Consider the following 15,309-nt stretch of genomic DNA (forward strand, 5'->3'; position numbering starts at 1 on the left):
AAATTATACATTGTTTACCTAATTATATAAAATTTTATTCAAAAAAATTGTGTTTCACCAAGTAATTGTTTAAAGTTGCATTATAATTTAAACAGTCACAATATCCCTAATACATTGTTAAATTGAGTGAAATTCAAAAATTAAACTTTGACATTAAACTTCGAAATCATATCTGGTTTTGGGGAAGTTATTTTACCCTGAATTTTTTAAGATGGGGAGCCTACTTTAATGATTATGATTATTCGTTTAAATCAAATCTGATTGAATTTTCGCTTCATATACCTTTAGTCTATTTCAATCTTTTTATTTTAGTTCGCCGCTATGTACTAAAACAGCAATACATTAAGTATACTATTGCCTTATTAATTAGTCTTTTTGCTGTCTATTTACTCAAAACAGCGCTGACCTATTATATTATTTCCGAAAATATCTGGCCGGAGGCAAATCGTGAATATCACCCTTTTGACGTCAATCACATCCTTGCAGTATGTATTGGCGAATTGTATGTTCTGGCAATGGCATCATCTGTTTACCTTACATTAACATGGCTGCGAGAAAGAGAAAGAAACAGATCATTGAGGGAAAATCAATTTAAAATAAAACTTAAATATCTCGAAAATCAGATACAGCCTCACTTTTTCTTTAATACATTAAATAATTTATATGCATTATCCCTGGAGTCTTCCGATAAAGTTCCGGATGTAATCATTAAATTATCAAACCTGATGGAATATGTTTTGTATGATGTAAAAGGAACCAAGCATGTACCTTTGATAAAAGAAATTGATTATATCCAGAATTATATCGAAATTGAAAAACTTCGTTTTCAAAACGTTGAAGTTGCCATTAACCTGGAATCCAATATTGAAGATATTAAAGTGCCGCCTTTAATTTTTATTTCGTTGGTTGAAAATGCCTTTAAACACGGAGGATTAAACAATCAAAATCTGAAGATAAAAATAAACTGCAAAATTATTGACCATAAAATGCTGCATTTTGAAATCCTTAATAATTTTGTAATTTCACAAAAAAATAATCCTAAAGGCGGTATCGGTTTAGTGAATACCAAGAAAAGATTAAAATTAATTTACAAAAATAATTTTAGCCTTGAATATAAAACAAAGCTAAATTACTATATAATAAGTTTGCAAATACCTATTCATAATGAAGATTAAATGCTTATTAATCGACGATGAACCTTTAGCTATTAAAGTTTTACAAAATTACTTTACCAATTTTCCCGACTTTGAGGTTATAGGCACGTTCAATAATTCTTTAGAAGCACTAGATTTTATAAACAGTACACCTGTCGATGCCGTTTTTTTAGACATCAACATGCCTATGATGACTGGTTTTGAATTAATCAGTTTAATCGAAAACAAAACAAAAGTCATCATTACAACCGCTTTTAGGGAATTTGCCGCCGAAAGCTATGATCTTGATGTTTTAGATTATCTGGTGAAACCAATTCCGCTGCCAAGATTCATTAAGTGTATTAATAAAATTACAACAGAATACAATTTAAAAAACAATATTAAAGCTGAAGTCTCCAAAGGAGATGCACATATTTTTATTAAAGTTGATAAAAAAATGATGAAAATTAATATTGAAGAAATTTTATTTGTTGAAGGAATGAAAGAGTACATCAAAGTCGTTACTCCAGATAAAACTTACATTACTCACAAATCACTTACTTCTTTATCTGAGGAGCTGCCCGGTGATAAATTTCTCCGCATTCATAAATCGTATGTAATTGCACTTAATAAGGTTAAATCACTTGAAGGAAACAGAATTCAAATCCTATCTTACACGATTCCAATAGGAAGAAACTACAGCAAAGATGTGAAAAATAAAATTTTGGAATAATCACTAAATCGATATAGTAATTCTTAAAATAATAACACATTGTTGAATAAATTGTGTTGTTTGTATAATTTCTGCTTTTTTTATGCTTTTTTATTTTTTTTTGATAATCGTAACAAATATATTTACGGCTTAAACTACTTTAAAAAAAACTAAAAAAACTTTATTACACTATGAATTCAGAAAATGTACAAACCAAGTGGGGGCAATTTATTTCGTTGATAATTGTCTTCTTCTTTTGGGGTTTTGTTGGCTCCGCCAATGACATCCTGATCCCGGTATTCAAAAAAGTATTCACTTTATCACAGGTTCAGTCACAATTAGTTGCCTGGGCATTTTATGCCGCTTATTTTGTGGGATCAATAATCTTCTTTTTGGTATCTCTCAAATTAGATGTTTTACAGAAATTTGGATACAAAAAAACACTTTCAGCCGGTTTAATTCTTTCAGCTGTTGGTTCATTTTTATTTGTTCCTGCAGCTACAATGCAAAGTTTTACTTTTTTTCTAACCGCTTTATTTACTGTTGGTTTAGGATTTTCTATTCAACAAATTGTTGCCAATCCGTTAGCAATTAAAATGGGAAGTCCGGCAACCGGAGCACACCGTCTAACATTGGCAGGAGGAATCAATTCTTTCGGAACCACTATTGGGGCAATCTTATTAGGAATAGCTTTATTTGGAATGGGAGATAACAAAAAAACATCCCTTTCATTAGAGGACATTAAATTGCCTTTTATCATCTTAGGACTTGCTTTTATTGTTGTGGCCATTTTTATGAACTTTTCTAAAATTGAAGATCCTGTAAAAGAGGAAGAAGCAGTAATTAAACACGCTCATGAAAAATTCAATATTTTAGACTATCCGCAGTTATACTTAGGAATGTTAGGTATCTTTATTTATGTTGGAACGGAGGTAACCATCATTAGTAATTTACCGGCTTTATTACATACCGCAGAATTTGGAAATGTTTTAGAAGATGCCATTGCTCCATTTATTGCGCTTTATTGGGGAAGTTTGATGATTGGACGCTGGAACGGAGGAGTAAACGTTTTCAACACATCAAATCTGGTAAACACGGCTCTTAAATTTATTGTTCCGGCTATAGCATTTGGAGTAATCATTGGAGCTAATATTTTTGCAGCCCATGATGTTTCTTCATTCTACATTTACCCAATCTGGATTTTATTATTTATAGCGGTATGTTTTGTGGGAGGTAAAAATGCAGGAAAAACATTAATGCTTTTCGGAATATCAGGTGTATTAATGATGTTGGCAGGATTGGTTTGGCCAGATCCGCAAATTGCTAAATTTTTCTTTATCTCCGGAGGTCTGTTTTTATCTATTATGTGGCCTTCTATTTTCGATTTGGCGATTGCAGGTTTAGGCAAAAACACTGGTAAAGCATCTTCATTCCTGATTATGATGATTCTTGGAGGAGGAGTTATCCCATTAATTCAGGGAAGTATCTGTGACTTTGATGTTACAAATCCAGGAGGAATATTCGGAATTTCATGGACACATTTCTCTTACATTGTACCGCTTTTAGGTTTTGCCTACTTAGGTTTTTACGGCTACTACTGCCCTAAAATATTAAAAAGACAAGGTATTAATCACGTAGAAGGCGGTGGCGGAGGTCACTAAACCATCACCCCATATAAAGAAAGTCCCGTATTACATTTGCAATACGGGACTTTTCTATTATAAAAGTTTAAACGGTCTATCGTTTATTTATTACCTTTCTCAAAATCAGCTACAAACTGAGCCAATCCGATATCTGTTAAAGGATGTTTCAACAAACCATAAATGGCAGAAAGAGGTCCTGTCATAACATCTGCACCAATTTTAGCACAGTTTACAATATGCATCGTATGACGAACAGAAGCCGCTAAAATTTGTGTCTCATACCCATAGTTATCATAGATTTCTCTAATTTCCTGAATCAAGTTCAGACCATCTGTAGAAACATCATCCAAACGTCCAATAAAAGGCGAAACATAAGTTGCTCCCGCTTTGGCAGCCAATAAAGCCTGACCTGCAGAAAAAACAAGTGTTACGTTAGTTTTAATTCCTTTATCAGAGAAATATTTTGCAGCCATAACTCCTTCTTTAGTCATTGGCAATTTCACTACAATTTGCTCATGTAAATCAGCTAATTCTTCACCTTCTTTCACCATTCCTTCAAAATCCAGCGCATTTACTTCAGCACTTACATCTCCATCAACAAGATTACAGATATCAACATAATGTTTCAAAATGTTGTTCTTTCCTGTAATACCCTCTTTTGCCATCAAAGACGGATTTGTTGTTACACCATCCAAAACACCTAATGCCTGTGCTTCTTTAATCTGAGCTAAATTAGCTGTATCAATAAAAAATTTCATAATTATATTTATTTAATTGTGTTCATAATTTGAGCGTGCCCCAAGGGTCGGGTGTTCCGCTGTATCTTTTTGTTTTTAAAGAAAAAACAAAAAGGATGCCGCTTCACCCCCTCACGCAAATTCGGCACAAAATTACAACTTAGAATCTAAATTTAGCACCAATAGCCAAATCAATTCTCCATAAATTTTCAAATTCTTCTTTATCAAGCTTAATCGTTTCGGTATTGCCATCGGCATATTTATACTTTAATTTTTTTAAAACACCTCCCGCAAAATTAACCTGTGGACCTACTAAAAAGCGAGGCGTTATTCTAAAATGATACCCCATTCCACCAATCATACCCAAATTGCCACCCGTTATTTTTAATGGACTCCCAATTATAGTAGATTTATTTTGATACGCCATATACCCAAGTGCTAGTTCAAGATTAGCCTCACCTGTTCTTGAATTCTGACCTTCTGTCAATATAAACGAAGCACCAATAAATGAAATTGTTATATCATCACTAAAATCTCCTTGATATATGGTTCCATCATCCAAAGTAACCTGCTGATTTCTAAGAATTCCAGAAGATTTATAAGCATTATATTTTAAACCAAAACCAGTCCTCTCATCCTTAAGATAATAAGCACTTATATCGTAACTCAATCCCGATTTCAATTTTTTCAAATACTCTTTTTGTTCTGAATTTAATCCATCAGGAGAGGAAGCAACCCGGAAACTTTGTGCCACATTTGCCAATAATAGAAATTTTGAAGTTTTAGAATTACCATAATAAACCGGACCATATACTACAGCATTATTTGAAACTACTTTCGAATTGTTAGTTGATTTAACAGAATCTTTTGCAATTTCAGGTTGAATATAATTTGTCGTATTTTCAATTCGCAACAAATCTGCAGTAATTCGATGACAAGAACTGCCAAAAACACTTGGATATAAATGTTCTGTAATTAATAATGCATTCGCACCACTTTTTTGAGCTTCAATTTTTGCCTTTTCAAGTACAGTTACTAAATCACAATTGACAGTAAAACCAGTGTCTCCAATTTTAGTACTCCCAATTTTACTATAGCTTGAGGGAAGTTCAGATTTGTCATTGAAAACAACAACTTTGTCAGTTTCATTTAATTTTTCATGTTTTTCAGAAACAGAAGTTCTTATTTTTGGAGAACAGGAACAAAAAGCAATAGTAGCAAGTAGTAAAAGGTATTTCATTTTGGGGTTTAATATTTTTTACAATTTGTAATGATTCATCAACATCTTTTCATAAACTTTATCCGGAAGTGCCCGTTTTAGAACAATAGAAAACTTCTGCATAAAAACGCCCACTTTATAATGCACTTTTGGGCTCTTTTCCTGCATAATTTTATAAACCGCTTCAGCCATTTCATTCGGATTGCTTCCGGCATCAACATGTTCATTCATTGTTGCAAGTGTATCGCCATAAACTTTTTCATAAGCCGAACCTTTTACAACCGGGGCATGATAACGTCCCGAAGCAATATTGGTAGCAAAATCACCCGGTGCAACATTGGTAATCTCAATTCCAAATTGTTTTACTTCCATTCGCAAGGCTTCTGTAATCAGCTCCAAAGCTCCTTTTGATGCTGAATAAACACTGCGATATGGCAATCCCATATAAGCTGCTATCGACGTAATATTGATAATTAAACCTGATTTTTGTTCACGCATTTGTGGTAAAACTGCTTTCATCACTTCAATTGGCCCAAAAAAATTAGTTTCAAAATTATTCTTGATTTCCTCCATCGGAATTTCTTCTAAAGGTCCTGTAATTCCAACACCAGCATTATTAATTACGACATCCAATCGTCCCGAAATTTCAATAATTTTGGCAACAGCAGCCTGGATAGATTCAGCATTTCGAACATCCAGAGCCACAAGCGGAAAAATAGAGTTTACAACTTTCTCAGGATTTCGGCTTGTTCCATAAACCACGAAACCTTTTTGATGTAAAAATTCTCCAATTGATTTTCCAATCCCTGAGGATCCTCCGGTAATTAAAATGACTTTGTTCATTTTGAGTTTTGAGTTATAAATTATGAGTTATGAGTTTGATGTAGTGAAATCTTTTTACTTCTAACATTTAACTTCTAACAATACGAAAGGTCCAAAAATAAAAAAATCCTCCCGAAGGAAGACTACTTTTGTATAAATTCTAAAAATAAAAAATGGCAAGCGACCTACATCGCACCGCTCAACCACGTACCCTTGCTATGTTCCCATCCTGGGGGAGTCTGCAGGAGCTGGTCGTGTAGGACTTGCCGGTGCAAATATACAATCTTTTTATATTTTTGCAAGAGCTTTGTTGCTATAAAAATATCGTTGTATATTGGACTATTCAAATTTTAAACTATGAAAAAACATAACTTCCTAACTGCCATTTTATTAGGAATCACATTAATTGGATGTGGAGATAAAAATAAAGGTGAAAATTCTTTATTTAATATTGATGATGCCGCTTTTCCGGCACATTTTCTGCCTCAGGAAGCCATTTCTATCGCTGTTTTAAATCCAAAATCAAAAGAAATCGACAGCATTGCCTACTTTGTAAACGACAAAAAAGTGGGAAGTACGAAAGGTTCTGAAAAATTCAAATTTGAATTAAAAGATCAAAAATTAGGGTATCAATACCTAAAAGCAACTGTTTACTTTGGAGGAGATTCATCTGATGCTACAAAAAGAGTTGAATTGGTTTCAAACATTAATCCTAAATTATTGAAGTATAAAATCGTAAATACTTTTCCTCATGACAAAAAAGATTTTACAGAAGGATTGGAGTTCTACAATGATACTTTATATGAAAGTACGGGCCAGGAAGGAGCTTCATTTATCAAAAAATACGATTATAAAACAGGTAAAGTTTTCAAAAAAATTGATTTGGATTCAAAATATTTTGGAGAAGGCATTACATTCATAAACGGTAAATTATTTCAGTTAACTTATAAAAACAAAAAAGGGTTTATTTATGATGCCAAAACATTAAAGCTTGAAAAAACTTTTGATTACGAGAAACAAATTGAAGGCTGGGGAATGACAAACGATGGAAAACACATCTATCAAACTGATGGTACTGAAAAAATCTGGAAAGTTGACCCATCAACTCAAAAAATGATAGATTATATAAATGTATATTCAGGAACTTCTAAAATTAAAGCTGTTAATGAACTGGAATGGATTAACGGAAAAATCTATACTAACGTTTGGTTTAAAGACGCTATTGCAGTTGTAAATCCAGAATCTGGCGCTGTAGAAGGAATTCTTGATCTGTCCGGTCTTAGAAAATTAACTACCGGAACAACAACAGACGACGTTCTTAATGGAATTGCTTACAATCCTAAAACTAAAACTATTTTTGTAACAGGCAAAAACTGGGATAAAATGTTCGAGATAACCGTTTCAGAATAAATCACTCCCAAAATAATCCAAAACACGAATTTCACAAATTATCACGAATTATTCCGTGATAATTTGTGACTCGACTGTAGGCAATAGGCGAAGCAAATTTGTTTTTATATAACACTCATAAAAATGATTACTCTTATCACCAATATAAAAGAACTGTTGCAAGTTCGCGAAACTCATGTATCAAAAGTTTCAGGAGCCGAAATGGCCATTCTACCTACTCTAAAAAATGCTTTTTTAATTCTAAAAGACAATCTTATTGAAGATTTTGGTTTGATGGAAAATCTTCCTGAAATTAAGGCCGACAAAATTATTGACGCAAATGGAAAAATTGTTTTACCTACCTGGTGTGACAGTCATACACATATCGTGTATGCAGGAAATCGCGAACAGGAATTTGTAGACCGAATTAACGGATTTACTTATGAAGAAATCGCAAATCGTGGCGGCGGAATCTTAAATTCTGCAAAAAAAATAAACGAAACCTCAGAAGAAGAAATCTACGAGCAATCTAAACTTCGTCTTGAAGAAATAATGCATTTAGGAACCGGAGCTGTCGAAATAAAATCCGGTTACGGATTAACAATTGATGGCGAACTGAAAATGCTTCGTGTTATTAAAAAACTGGCAGAAAATTATCCAATTTCGATAAAAGCAACTTTTTTAGGTGCTCATGCTTTTCCAACCCATTACAAAGAAAACAAAGCAGGCTACATTGACGAAATCATAACCAAAATGCTTCCTCAAATAGCCCAAAATAAACTAGCAGATTATATCGATGTTTTTTGCGAAACCGGTTATTTTTCTGTGGAAGAAACCGAAAAAATTATGGAAGCCGGAATTCAATACAGCTTAAAGCCAAAAATCCATGTGAATCAATTTAACTCTATTGGCGGAATTCAGGCCGGAATCAAATTTAAAGCACTTTCTGTCGATCATCTTGAAATTATGAATCCGGAAGACATTGAAGCTTTAAAAAATACCGAAACGATGCCGGTTGCTTTACCATCATGTTCTTATTTTTTAAGCATTCCTTACACACCGGCAAGAGAAATGATAAAAGCCGGACTTCCGTTAGCATTAGCAACAGATTTCAACCCTGGTTCTACTCCTTCCGGAAATATGAATTTTGTTGTAGCAACAGCTTGCATCAAAATGAAAATGACCCCCGAAGAAGCCATAAACGCAGCCACCATAAACGGTGCGTATGCAATGGGAGTTTCAGAAACCCACGGAAGCATTACAAAAGGAAAAAAAGCCAATCTGATTATTACCAAACCCGTTTCTTCTTATTACCAGATCCCGTACGCTTTTGGAAGCAACTTAATCGAAAGTGTAATTATTGAAGGTAAAATTTTAGCATAAAAAAAGAGGAGTTTTGAACTCCTCTTTTTATTATTCTCTTATTTTTTTATCTTAAAGAAAAACTAGTTTTAGAAACCAACTCATCATTATCAAAAACATTAATAAAGTAAGTTCCTTTTTCGAAATTTTTACCTGGTAAATCCTCAGAAACATTTACCGTTTTATTTTCGTACTGTACCGTCGTTTTAAAACTGTAAGTTAATGACTTATCACCAAAACTTTCTGTTTTTTTATCCCCTAGTACATTGTTTTTGCTATCGATAACCTGTACATAATAGGTTTTGTCTCCAGACTTTGCAATTTGATTTTCAGCAATAGTAAAACTTACTTTTAAAACATCAGCACGGCTTGCTTTATCTGTTTCAATTTGTTTACCTGAACTTCTCAATTTATAAGCTGCTGTTTTTGTATTTAAAACAGATAATTTAGACCCTTTTTCAACTGTTTTAGATAAAGCTTCGTTTTGACCAACTAAAACCTCATTGAATTTTTTAGACTCTCCTAATACAACAATTGTACTGTCTCTTTGAACGGTTAAAACACCATTTTGTTTTTTTAATTCATCATTTTCAGCTACCAAAGTTTTCATTTTAGTCTGTAATCCCTGAACTTGTGATCTGTATTTAGAAACATCTCCTTTTGATTTATTTAAGTCATCCATCAAAGCTACAACTTTGTCTCTCTCCTGGATTAATTCATCTGACATAGAAGTATTTTCAGCAATAGCAGCATCGTAAGTCGCTTTCAGTTCCTGAAGATCTTTCATTACAGATTCTTTTTCTGTTAATGTTGTGGTAAGTTCCGTTTTCACAACATCTGAATCAGACGAAAGTTTAAAAATGTATACTAAACTACCAATTAGTAGGACTGCTAAAACGGCGATTACCGCCTTTAGACTTGAATTGTTTTTGTTTGGGTTTTCCATATTTAATAATTTTCTTAAAAACAAATTTAAATAATTAATATAAGCTAATAACGTAAGTTACCACAATTATATTATTTTTGGATAATATTTTTTTTTATGGATAAATTAATCCCTTTTACTGTTACTGATTTAGCTAAAGTCACGAATCACCGAAGTGGTGAAATAAAATTTGGAGAAAAAATGATCATTATTCCGAAAGGAATCGACATACTTGATTTTTTAAAAGAAAGTGATGCTAAATACGTGCTTTTGGGCATTCCTGAAGACATTGGGGTACGCGCAAATTACGGACGTCCTGGTGCTGCATCGGCATGGGAAAGTGCTTTAAAAGCTATAGCAAACATCCAGCATAATCGTTTTTGTAAAGGGAGCCAGATTATTGTTTTAGGCAATATTAATGTATCCCAAGAAATGCGTGAAGTTGAAAACCTTGATTTCAACGATATTGATGACCGCTCAAAACTAAGCCAGCTGGTTGAAAAAATTGACAAGGAAGTTTCTCATATTATTTTTAATATCATTAAAGCCGGAAAAACGCCTATCATAATTGGCGGAGGACATAATAATGCGTACGGAAATATTAAAGGTTCGGCTTTAGCCAAAGGAAAACCTATAAATGCAATCAACTTTGATGCGCATTCAGATTTTAGAATTTTGGAAGGGCGCCATAGCGGAAACGGTTTTTCTTATGCCTATGAAGAAGGTTTTCTTAAAAAATATTTCATTTTTGGTTTACATGAAAATTACACTTCAAAAAGTGTTTTGGATATCATCAAAAAACTTGAAGACCGTGTGCGATATAACACGTATGATAGTATAAACATACGTGAAGAAAAGGATTTTAACAACGAAATGATTTCTGCCCTTGAATTCATAAAAACAGATTCTTTTGGTATCGAAATTGATCTGGATGCCATTCCAAATATCGCCAGCAGTGCCATGACAATCAGCGGTTTTTCAATTGAACAATTGCGACAGTTCATTTCCTATTTCGGCCAACATAAAAATGCGGCTTATCTGCATATTTGCGAAGGAGCACCGGATCTGGACAACTCTCCAAATAATCATTTGATTGGTAAACTTATTGGCTATCTGATAACTGATTTCATTAAAGCAAATAATGAAAAAAGTATAATTTCTTAGCTATTTTAAAACTTACCATTGCAGATTTATCAAATAAACCAAGATTCGATTAAACGATTAACCGAATAAAACTATCTTTGCACAGAATTTTAGTACTTAAAACTAAAATCTTAATACCTAAGATATGTTATTCGAAGATTTATCACTTTCAAAAAGTATACAAAAAGCCGTATTTGAAGAAGGCTATCTAAATCCTACCCCTATTCAGGAACAGGCTATTCCTATTGTTTTGGCTGGCAGGGATTTAATTGGCTGCGCACAAACCGGTACGGGAAAAACAGCTGCATTTGCGATTCCGATTATACATCAGTTACACCGAATTGTAGGCTCATCGAAAAAAGCAAAACAAATTCGTGCCCTTATAGTTACACCAACACGCGAATTGGCTGTTCAGATTGGACAAAGTTTTGATACTTACGCCAAATACACCAATTTGACTCAGCTGACTATTTTTGGAGGCGTTTCACAAAATCCGCAAGTAGATACCTTAAAAAAAGGCGTAGATATTTTGGTCGCCACACCGGGAAGGCTTTTAGATTTACAAAAACAAGGATTTCTTGATTTAGATCATTTGCACGTTTTAGTTCTTGACGAAGCAGATCAAATGCTGGATATGGGATTCGTTAACGATGTAAAAAAAATCGTGAAATTAACTCCTAAAAACAGACAAACATTATTCTTTTCGGCAACTATGCCAATTGCAATTCGTGAACTGGCGGAAATGTTTCTGACAGATCCTGAAACAGTAACAGTATCTCCGGTTTCTTCAACTGCTGAAAATGTAGAACAACGCATCTATTTTGTAGACAAAACCGAAAAAAGAAATTTACTATATCATTTAATAAAAACTGAAGGATTATCAAACGTATTGGTTTTTGCTAGAACCAAACACGGAGCAGACAATGTTGTTAAAGCACTGCGTAAAAAAGATATTCCGGCTGAAGCCATTCACGGAGACAAATCACAAAACGCAAGACAACGTGTTCTGGATGCTTTTAAAAATAAAGAAGTTGGTGTATTGGTTGCAACTGATATTGCTGCAAGAGGAATTGATATTGATCAGCTGCCGTTTGTAATTAATTTTGACTTGCCTAACATTCCAGAAACTTACGTACATAGAATTGGACGTACAGGTCGTGCAGGAAATGGCGGAATTGCAATATCTTTTTGCGGTAAGGACGAACATCCATATTGGAAAGACATTCAAAAATTAATCAAAGTAGATGTAAAAACAATCAGCGATCATCCCTATCAATGGCATGCCGGAAGCCCTGACGCAACTGCTGAAAAACCTAAAAATTCTAACAGAAGCGGTGGTGCTCATAAATCGAGAAAGTCTAATGCTTCTAAACAAAACAAAAAACGCTGGTACTAACCAGCGTTTTTTGTTTATTATCATTAACCTATTGGATGAAATTAAAAATGAGTGTCAGACTGAGTCCATTCGTTTTCGCTCAGGATAAACTTAGTCGAAGCCCTTTCGTGTTCAAAAGCCTTCGACTCCGCTCAGGATGACATCAATTCCTTAAGTTATAAATGATGTTTCACTCCCAATTTTTATACTTTTTATAATCAAATCAATCTTTTTAATCAATTTCAACCAACGGGTTTATCATTAATCATTTAGAATAAAACCTAAATATTAATTTCTGATACTGACTCTTTATCTGCTTCCCATTGTCCAACTACTGAAGTTGCCAAAGCATTTCCTAAAACATTTGTCGCACTTCTGAACATATCGCAAAAATGGTCAATTGGCAAAATTAAAGCAATTCCTTCAACCGGAATATCAAACATACCACAGGTTGCCGCAACTACCACTAAACTAGCTCTTGGTACACCTGCAATTCCTTTACTGGTCAACATTAAAACCAAAAGCATTACCATTTGGGTTCCAACATCAAGATGTACTCCATAAGCCTGTGCAATAAAAATACTGGCAAAAGTCATGTACATCATACTTCCGTCAAGGTTAAATGAATACCCTAAAGGCAGCATAAAAGAAACAATTCTGTCTTTTACCCCAAATTCTTCCAACTGTTCTGTTAATTTAGGAAAAACAGCTTCACTGCTTGTTGTTCCAAATGCAATCACTAATGGGCCTACAATTCGTTTTAGCAATTCGTTCATTCTCTTTTTAAGGAAAATATAACCTATTGCAATCAAAATAACCCACAATGAGCTGATTCCAATTAAAAATGATCCAAAAAATTTGAAATACGTAATCGCTAATTCCTGAAAATCCCTAACCGCAAACACACCTGCGATGGCTCCAAAAACTCCAATTGGAGCGAAGTTCATCACATAATTTACCATTTTTAAAACAATATGCGATGTTTTATCAAGAGCATTAATTACCGGCTTTACAGTATCTCCTAACGAAGCTGCTGCCAATCCAAAAAAGATTGAGAAAATTACGATTTGTAAAATTTCGTTGGTCGCCATTGCTTCAAATAAACTTTTAGGAACAATGTGTTCTACAAAGTTTTCAAAGGAAATAGATTGTGTTTTTGCCGTAACCTCTGAAGCAGTAGCCAAATCAACATGTCCTAACTTTAAACCTACTCCCGGCTCTAAAATATTTACATAAAACAATCCTATTAAAAGCGAAATAAAAGAAGCTGTAAAAAACCAGCCAAGTGCTTTTCCGCCAATTCTCCCAACGGCTTTAATATCACCCAATTTTGCTATTCCGACTACCAAAGTCGTAAAAACCAAAGGCGAAATAATCATTTGAACCAATCGAATAAAAATAGTTGCTAACATTTTTATTTTATTGCTAAATGATTGTGCTGCTTCAGGCGAAATCGAATTATGCAATATAATTCCTAAAATAGCGCCTAAAATCATCGCTATTAAAATTTGACCTGTCAGTCCTGAAAAAAAAGATTTTTTTTGGTTTTGGATTGTATCCATGTATTTAAATTTATAATTAAAAAAAGACCCTCACTGCCTGCTTTTAAATTAATAGGTTTTGTTGATTAAATAAAAATCAGCCAAAACAATAGCTGCCATAGCCTCAACAATAGGCACCGCTCTTGGTACTACACATGGATCATGACGCCCTTTTCCGGTCATTGGTGTAATATTTCCTTTATTATCTAATGAATCCTGAGTCTGCATGATAGTCGCAACAGGTTTAAAAGCTACTCTGAAATAAATATCCATTCCGTTGCTGATTCCTCCCTGAATTCCTCCTGAAAGATTTGTTTTTGTAGTTCCGTCAGGATTGTATAAATCGTTATGCTCGCTTCCTTTCATTTCAGAACCTGAGAAACCGCTTCCGTATTCAAAACCTTTTACGGCATTTATAGAAAGCATTGCTTTTCCAAGTTCTGCATGCAATTTATCAAAAACAGGCTCACCTAAACCAACAGGAACATTTTGAATCACGCACGAAACTACTCCTCCAACAGTATCTCCCTGTTTACGGATATCACGAATGTATTCTTCCATAATTGCTGCTGATTTTTCATCAGGACAACGTACAGGATTACTTTCTATTTTAGAGAAATCCAATTCCTGATAAGGTGTATCTAAATGAATTGGACCTACCGATGAAACATAGGCATTAATCTTAATTTCAGGCAGCATTTGTTTCGCAATTGCCCCTGCTACTACTCTGCTGGCTGTTTCACGTGCAGAACTTCTTCCGCCTCCGCGATAATCTCTGAAACCATATTTTTGATCGTACACATAATCTGCATGACTTGGTCTGTAGTTGTCTTTTATATGTGAATAATCATCCGATTTTTGATTGGTATTCGGAATAATAAATCCGATTGGTGTACCTGTAGTTTTTCCTTCAAAAATACCGGATAAAAACTGAACTGCATCCGGTTCTTTTCTTTGTGTAACAATTGCGGACTGTCCTGGTTTTCTTCGGGCCATATCCAATTCAATTGCTTCAAAATCAAGCTCAATTCCTGATGGACAACCATCTATGATTCCGCCTAAAGCTTCCCCATGAGACTCTCCAAATGTGGTAACTTTATATAGTGTGCCGTAGCTATTTCCTGCCATTATAATTAGTTTTGAGCAAATGTAAGTTTTATGAATTAAATTAAAAAATTTAAAATTAGTATTGCCTTTGATTACCACCTTCAAAAATCATAATTTATTAAAATTGAAGCCAAATTGATAACCTTTTGATAAAACAAAACCTATTTTGATTTACTTAATTTGTTAAACTTCAAATTACGA

General features: G+C 33.8%; 13 protein-coding genes and 1 other RNA gene. 7 read left to right on the top strand and 7 right to left on the bottom strand.

What is annotated here, in order from left to right:
* Positions 1–122: 122 nt before the first annotated feature.
* The 3 genes from FLV_RS11570 (at position 123) to FLV_RS11580 (ending at position 3,506) form a co-directional block, all read left to right on the top strand.
* Positions 123–1,175 carry a sensor histidine kinase gene (locus tag FLV_RS11570; RefSeq protein WP_243234003.1) on the top strand — a complete coding sequence of 351 codons (1,053 nt, stop codon included), beginning with the start codon at positions 123–125 and terminating at the stop codon, positions 1,173–1,175.
* A complete protein-coding gene (locus FLV_RS11575; RefSeq protein WP_243234004.1) occupies positions 1,165–1,866 on the top strand; it encodes a LytR/AlgR family response regulator transcription factor in 702 nt (233 codons plus the stop codon). The genes FLV_RS11570 and FLV_RS11575 overlap by 11 nt, the downstream gene beginning before the upstream one ends.
* A 170-nt stretch (positions 1,867–2,036) precedes the next feature.
* On the top strand, positions 2,037–3,506 hold the full coding sequence (locus tag FLV_RS11580; protein WP_243234005.1) for an MFS transporter: 1,470 nt from the start codon (positions 2,037–2,039) through the stop codon (positions 3,504–3,506).
* Positions 3,507–3,589: 83 nt separating this feature from the next.
* On the opposite strand, the gene fsa is transcribed toward FLV_RS11580, so the two are convergent.
* The 4 genes from fsa to ffs form a co-directional block, all read right to left on the bottom strand.
* The gene (fsa, locus tag FLV_RS11585; RefSeq protein ID WP_031457487.1) at positions 3,590–4,246 is read right to left on the bottom strand and encodes a fructose-6-phosphate aldolase; all 657 of its coding nucleotides are present in this window, start codon (positions 4,244–4,246) and stop codon (positions 3,590–3,592) included.
* A 139-nt stretch (positions 4,247–4,385) separates the two neighbouring features.
* On the bottom strand, positions 4,386–5,465 hold the full coding sequence (locus tag FLV_RS11590) for a hypothetical protein (protein WP_243234006.1): 1,080 nt from the start codon (positions 5,463–5,465) through the stop codon (positions 4,386–4,388).
* Positions 5,466–5,483: 18 nt separating this feature from the next.
* Complete coding sequence (locus FLV_RS11595) at positions 5,484–6,287, bottom strand: SDR family oxidoreductase (protein ID WP_243234007.1); 804 nt, start codon at positions 6,285–6,287, stop codon at positions 5,484–5,486.
* A 150-nt stretch (positions 6,288–6,437) separates the two neighbouring features.
* An RNA gene (gene ffs / locus FLV_RS11600) (signal recognition particle sRNA small type) lies at positions 6,438–6,535 on the bottom strand.
* An 88-nt stretch (positions 6,536–6,623) separates the two neighbouring features.
* On the opposite strand from ffs, the gene FLV_RS11605 reads away from it, so the two are divergent.
* Positions 6,624–7,676 carry a glutaminyl-peptide cyclotransferase gene (locus tag FLV_RS11605; RefSeq protein ID WP_243234008.1) on the top strand — a complete coding sequence of 351 codons (1,053 nt, stop codon included), beginning with the start codon at positions 6,624–6,626 and terminating at the stop codon, positions 7,674–7,676.
* Positions 7,677–7,799: 123 nt separating this feature from the next.
* Positions 7,800–9,038, top strand: coding sequence for an imidazolonepropionase (gene hutI, locus FLV_RS11610; RefSeq protein ID WP_243234009.1), 1,239 nt, complete (start codon positions 7,800–7,802; stop codon positions 9,036–9,038).
* Between the two features lie 46 nt (positions 9,039–9,084).
* On the opposite strand, the gene FLV_RS11615 is transcribed toward hutI, so the two are convergent.
* On the bottom strand, positions 9,085–9,963 hold the full coding sequence (locus tag FLV_RS11615) for a hypothetical protein (protein ID WP_243234010.1): 879 nt from the start codon (positions 9,961–9,963) through the stop codon (positions 9,085–9,087).
* Positions 9,964–10,059: 96 nt separating this feature from the next.
* Here FLV_RS11615 and FLV_RS11620 point away from each other — a divergent pair, with 96 nt between their 5' ends.
* Together FLV_RS11620 and FLV_RS11625 are read left to right on the top strand one after the other, a co-directional pair.
* A complete protein-coding gene (locus FLV_RS11620) occupies positions 10,060–11,106 on the top strand; it encodes a formimidoylglutamase (RefSeq protein ID WP_243234011.1) in 1,047 nt (348 codons plus the stop codon).
* A gap of 124 nt (positions 11,107–11,230) precedes the next feature.
* Entirely contained in the window at positions 11,231–12,481 is a 1,251-nt protein-coding gene (locus tag FLV_RS11625; protein ID WP_243234012.1) for a DEAD/DEAH box helicase, read from the top strand.
* A gap of 260 nt (positions 12,482–12,741) precedes the next feature.
* Here FLV_RS11625 and FLV_RS11630 read toward each other — a convergent pair whose 3' ends face one another.
* Together FLV_RS11630 and aroC are read right to left on the bottom strand one after the other, a co-directional pair.
* The gene (locus tag FLV_RS11630; RefSeq protein WP_243234013.1) at positions 12,742–14,022 is read right to left on the bottom strand and encodes a dicarboxylate/amino acid:cation symporter; all 1,281 of its coding nucleotides are present in this window, start codon (positions 14,020–14,022) and stop codon (positions 12,742–12,744) included.
* A gap of 48 nt (positions 14,023–14,070) precedes the next feature.
* Positions 14,071–15,129: a chorismate synthase gene (gene aroC, locus FLV_RS11635; RefSeq protein WP_243234014.1), complete on the bottom strand. Its 1,059-nt coding sequence runs from the start codon at positions 15,127–15,129 to the stop codon at positions 14,071–14,073.
* Positions 15,130–15,309: the final 180 nt, after the last annotated feature.

It is taken from the genome of Flavobacterium pectinovorum (assembly GCF_022802975.1).
Lineage (GTDB): Bacteria > Bacteroidota > Bacteroidia > Flavobacteriales > Flavobacteriaceae > Flavobacterium > Flavobacterium pectinovorum_B.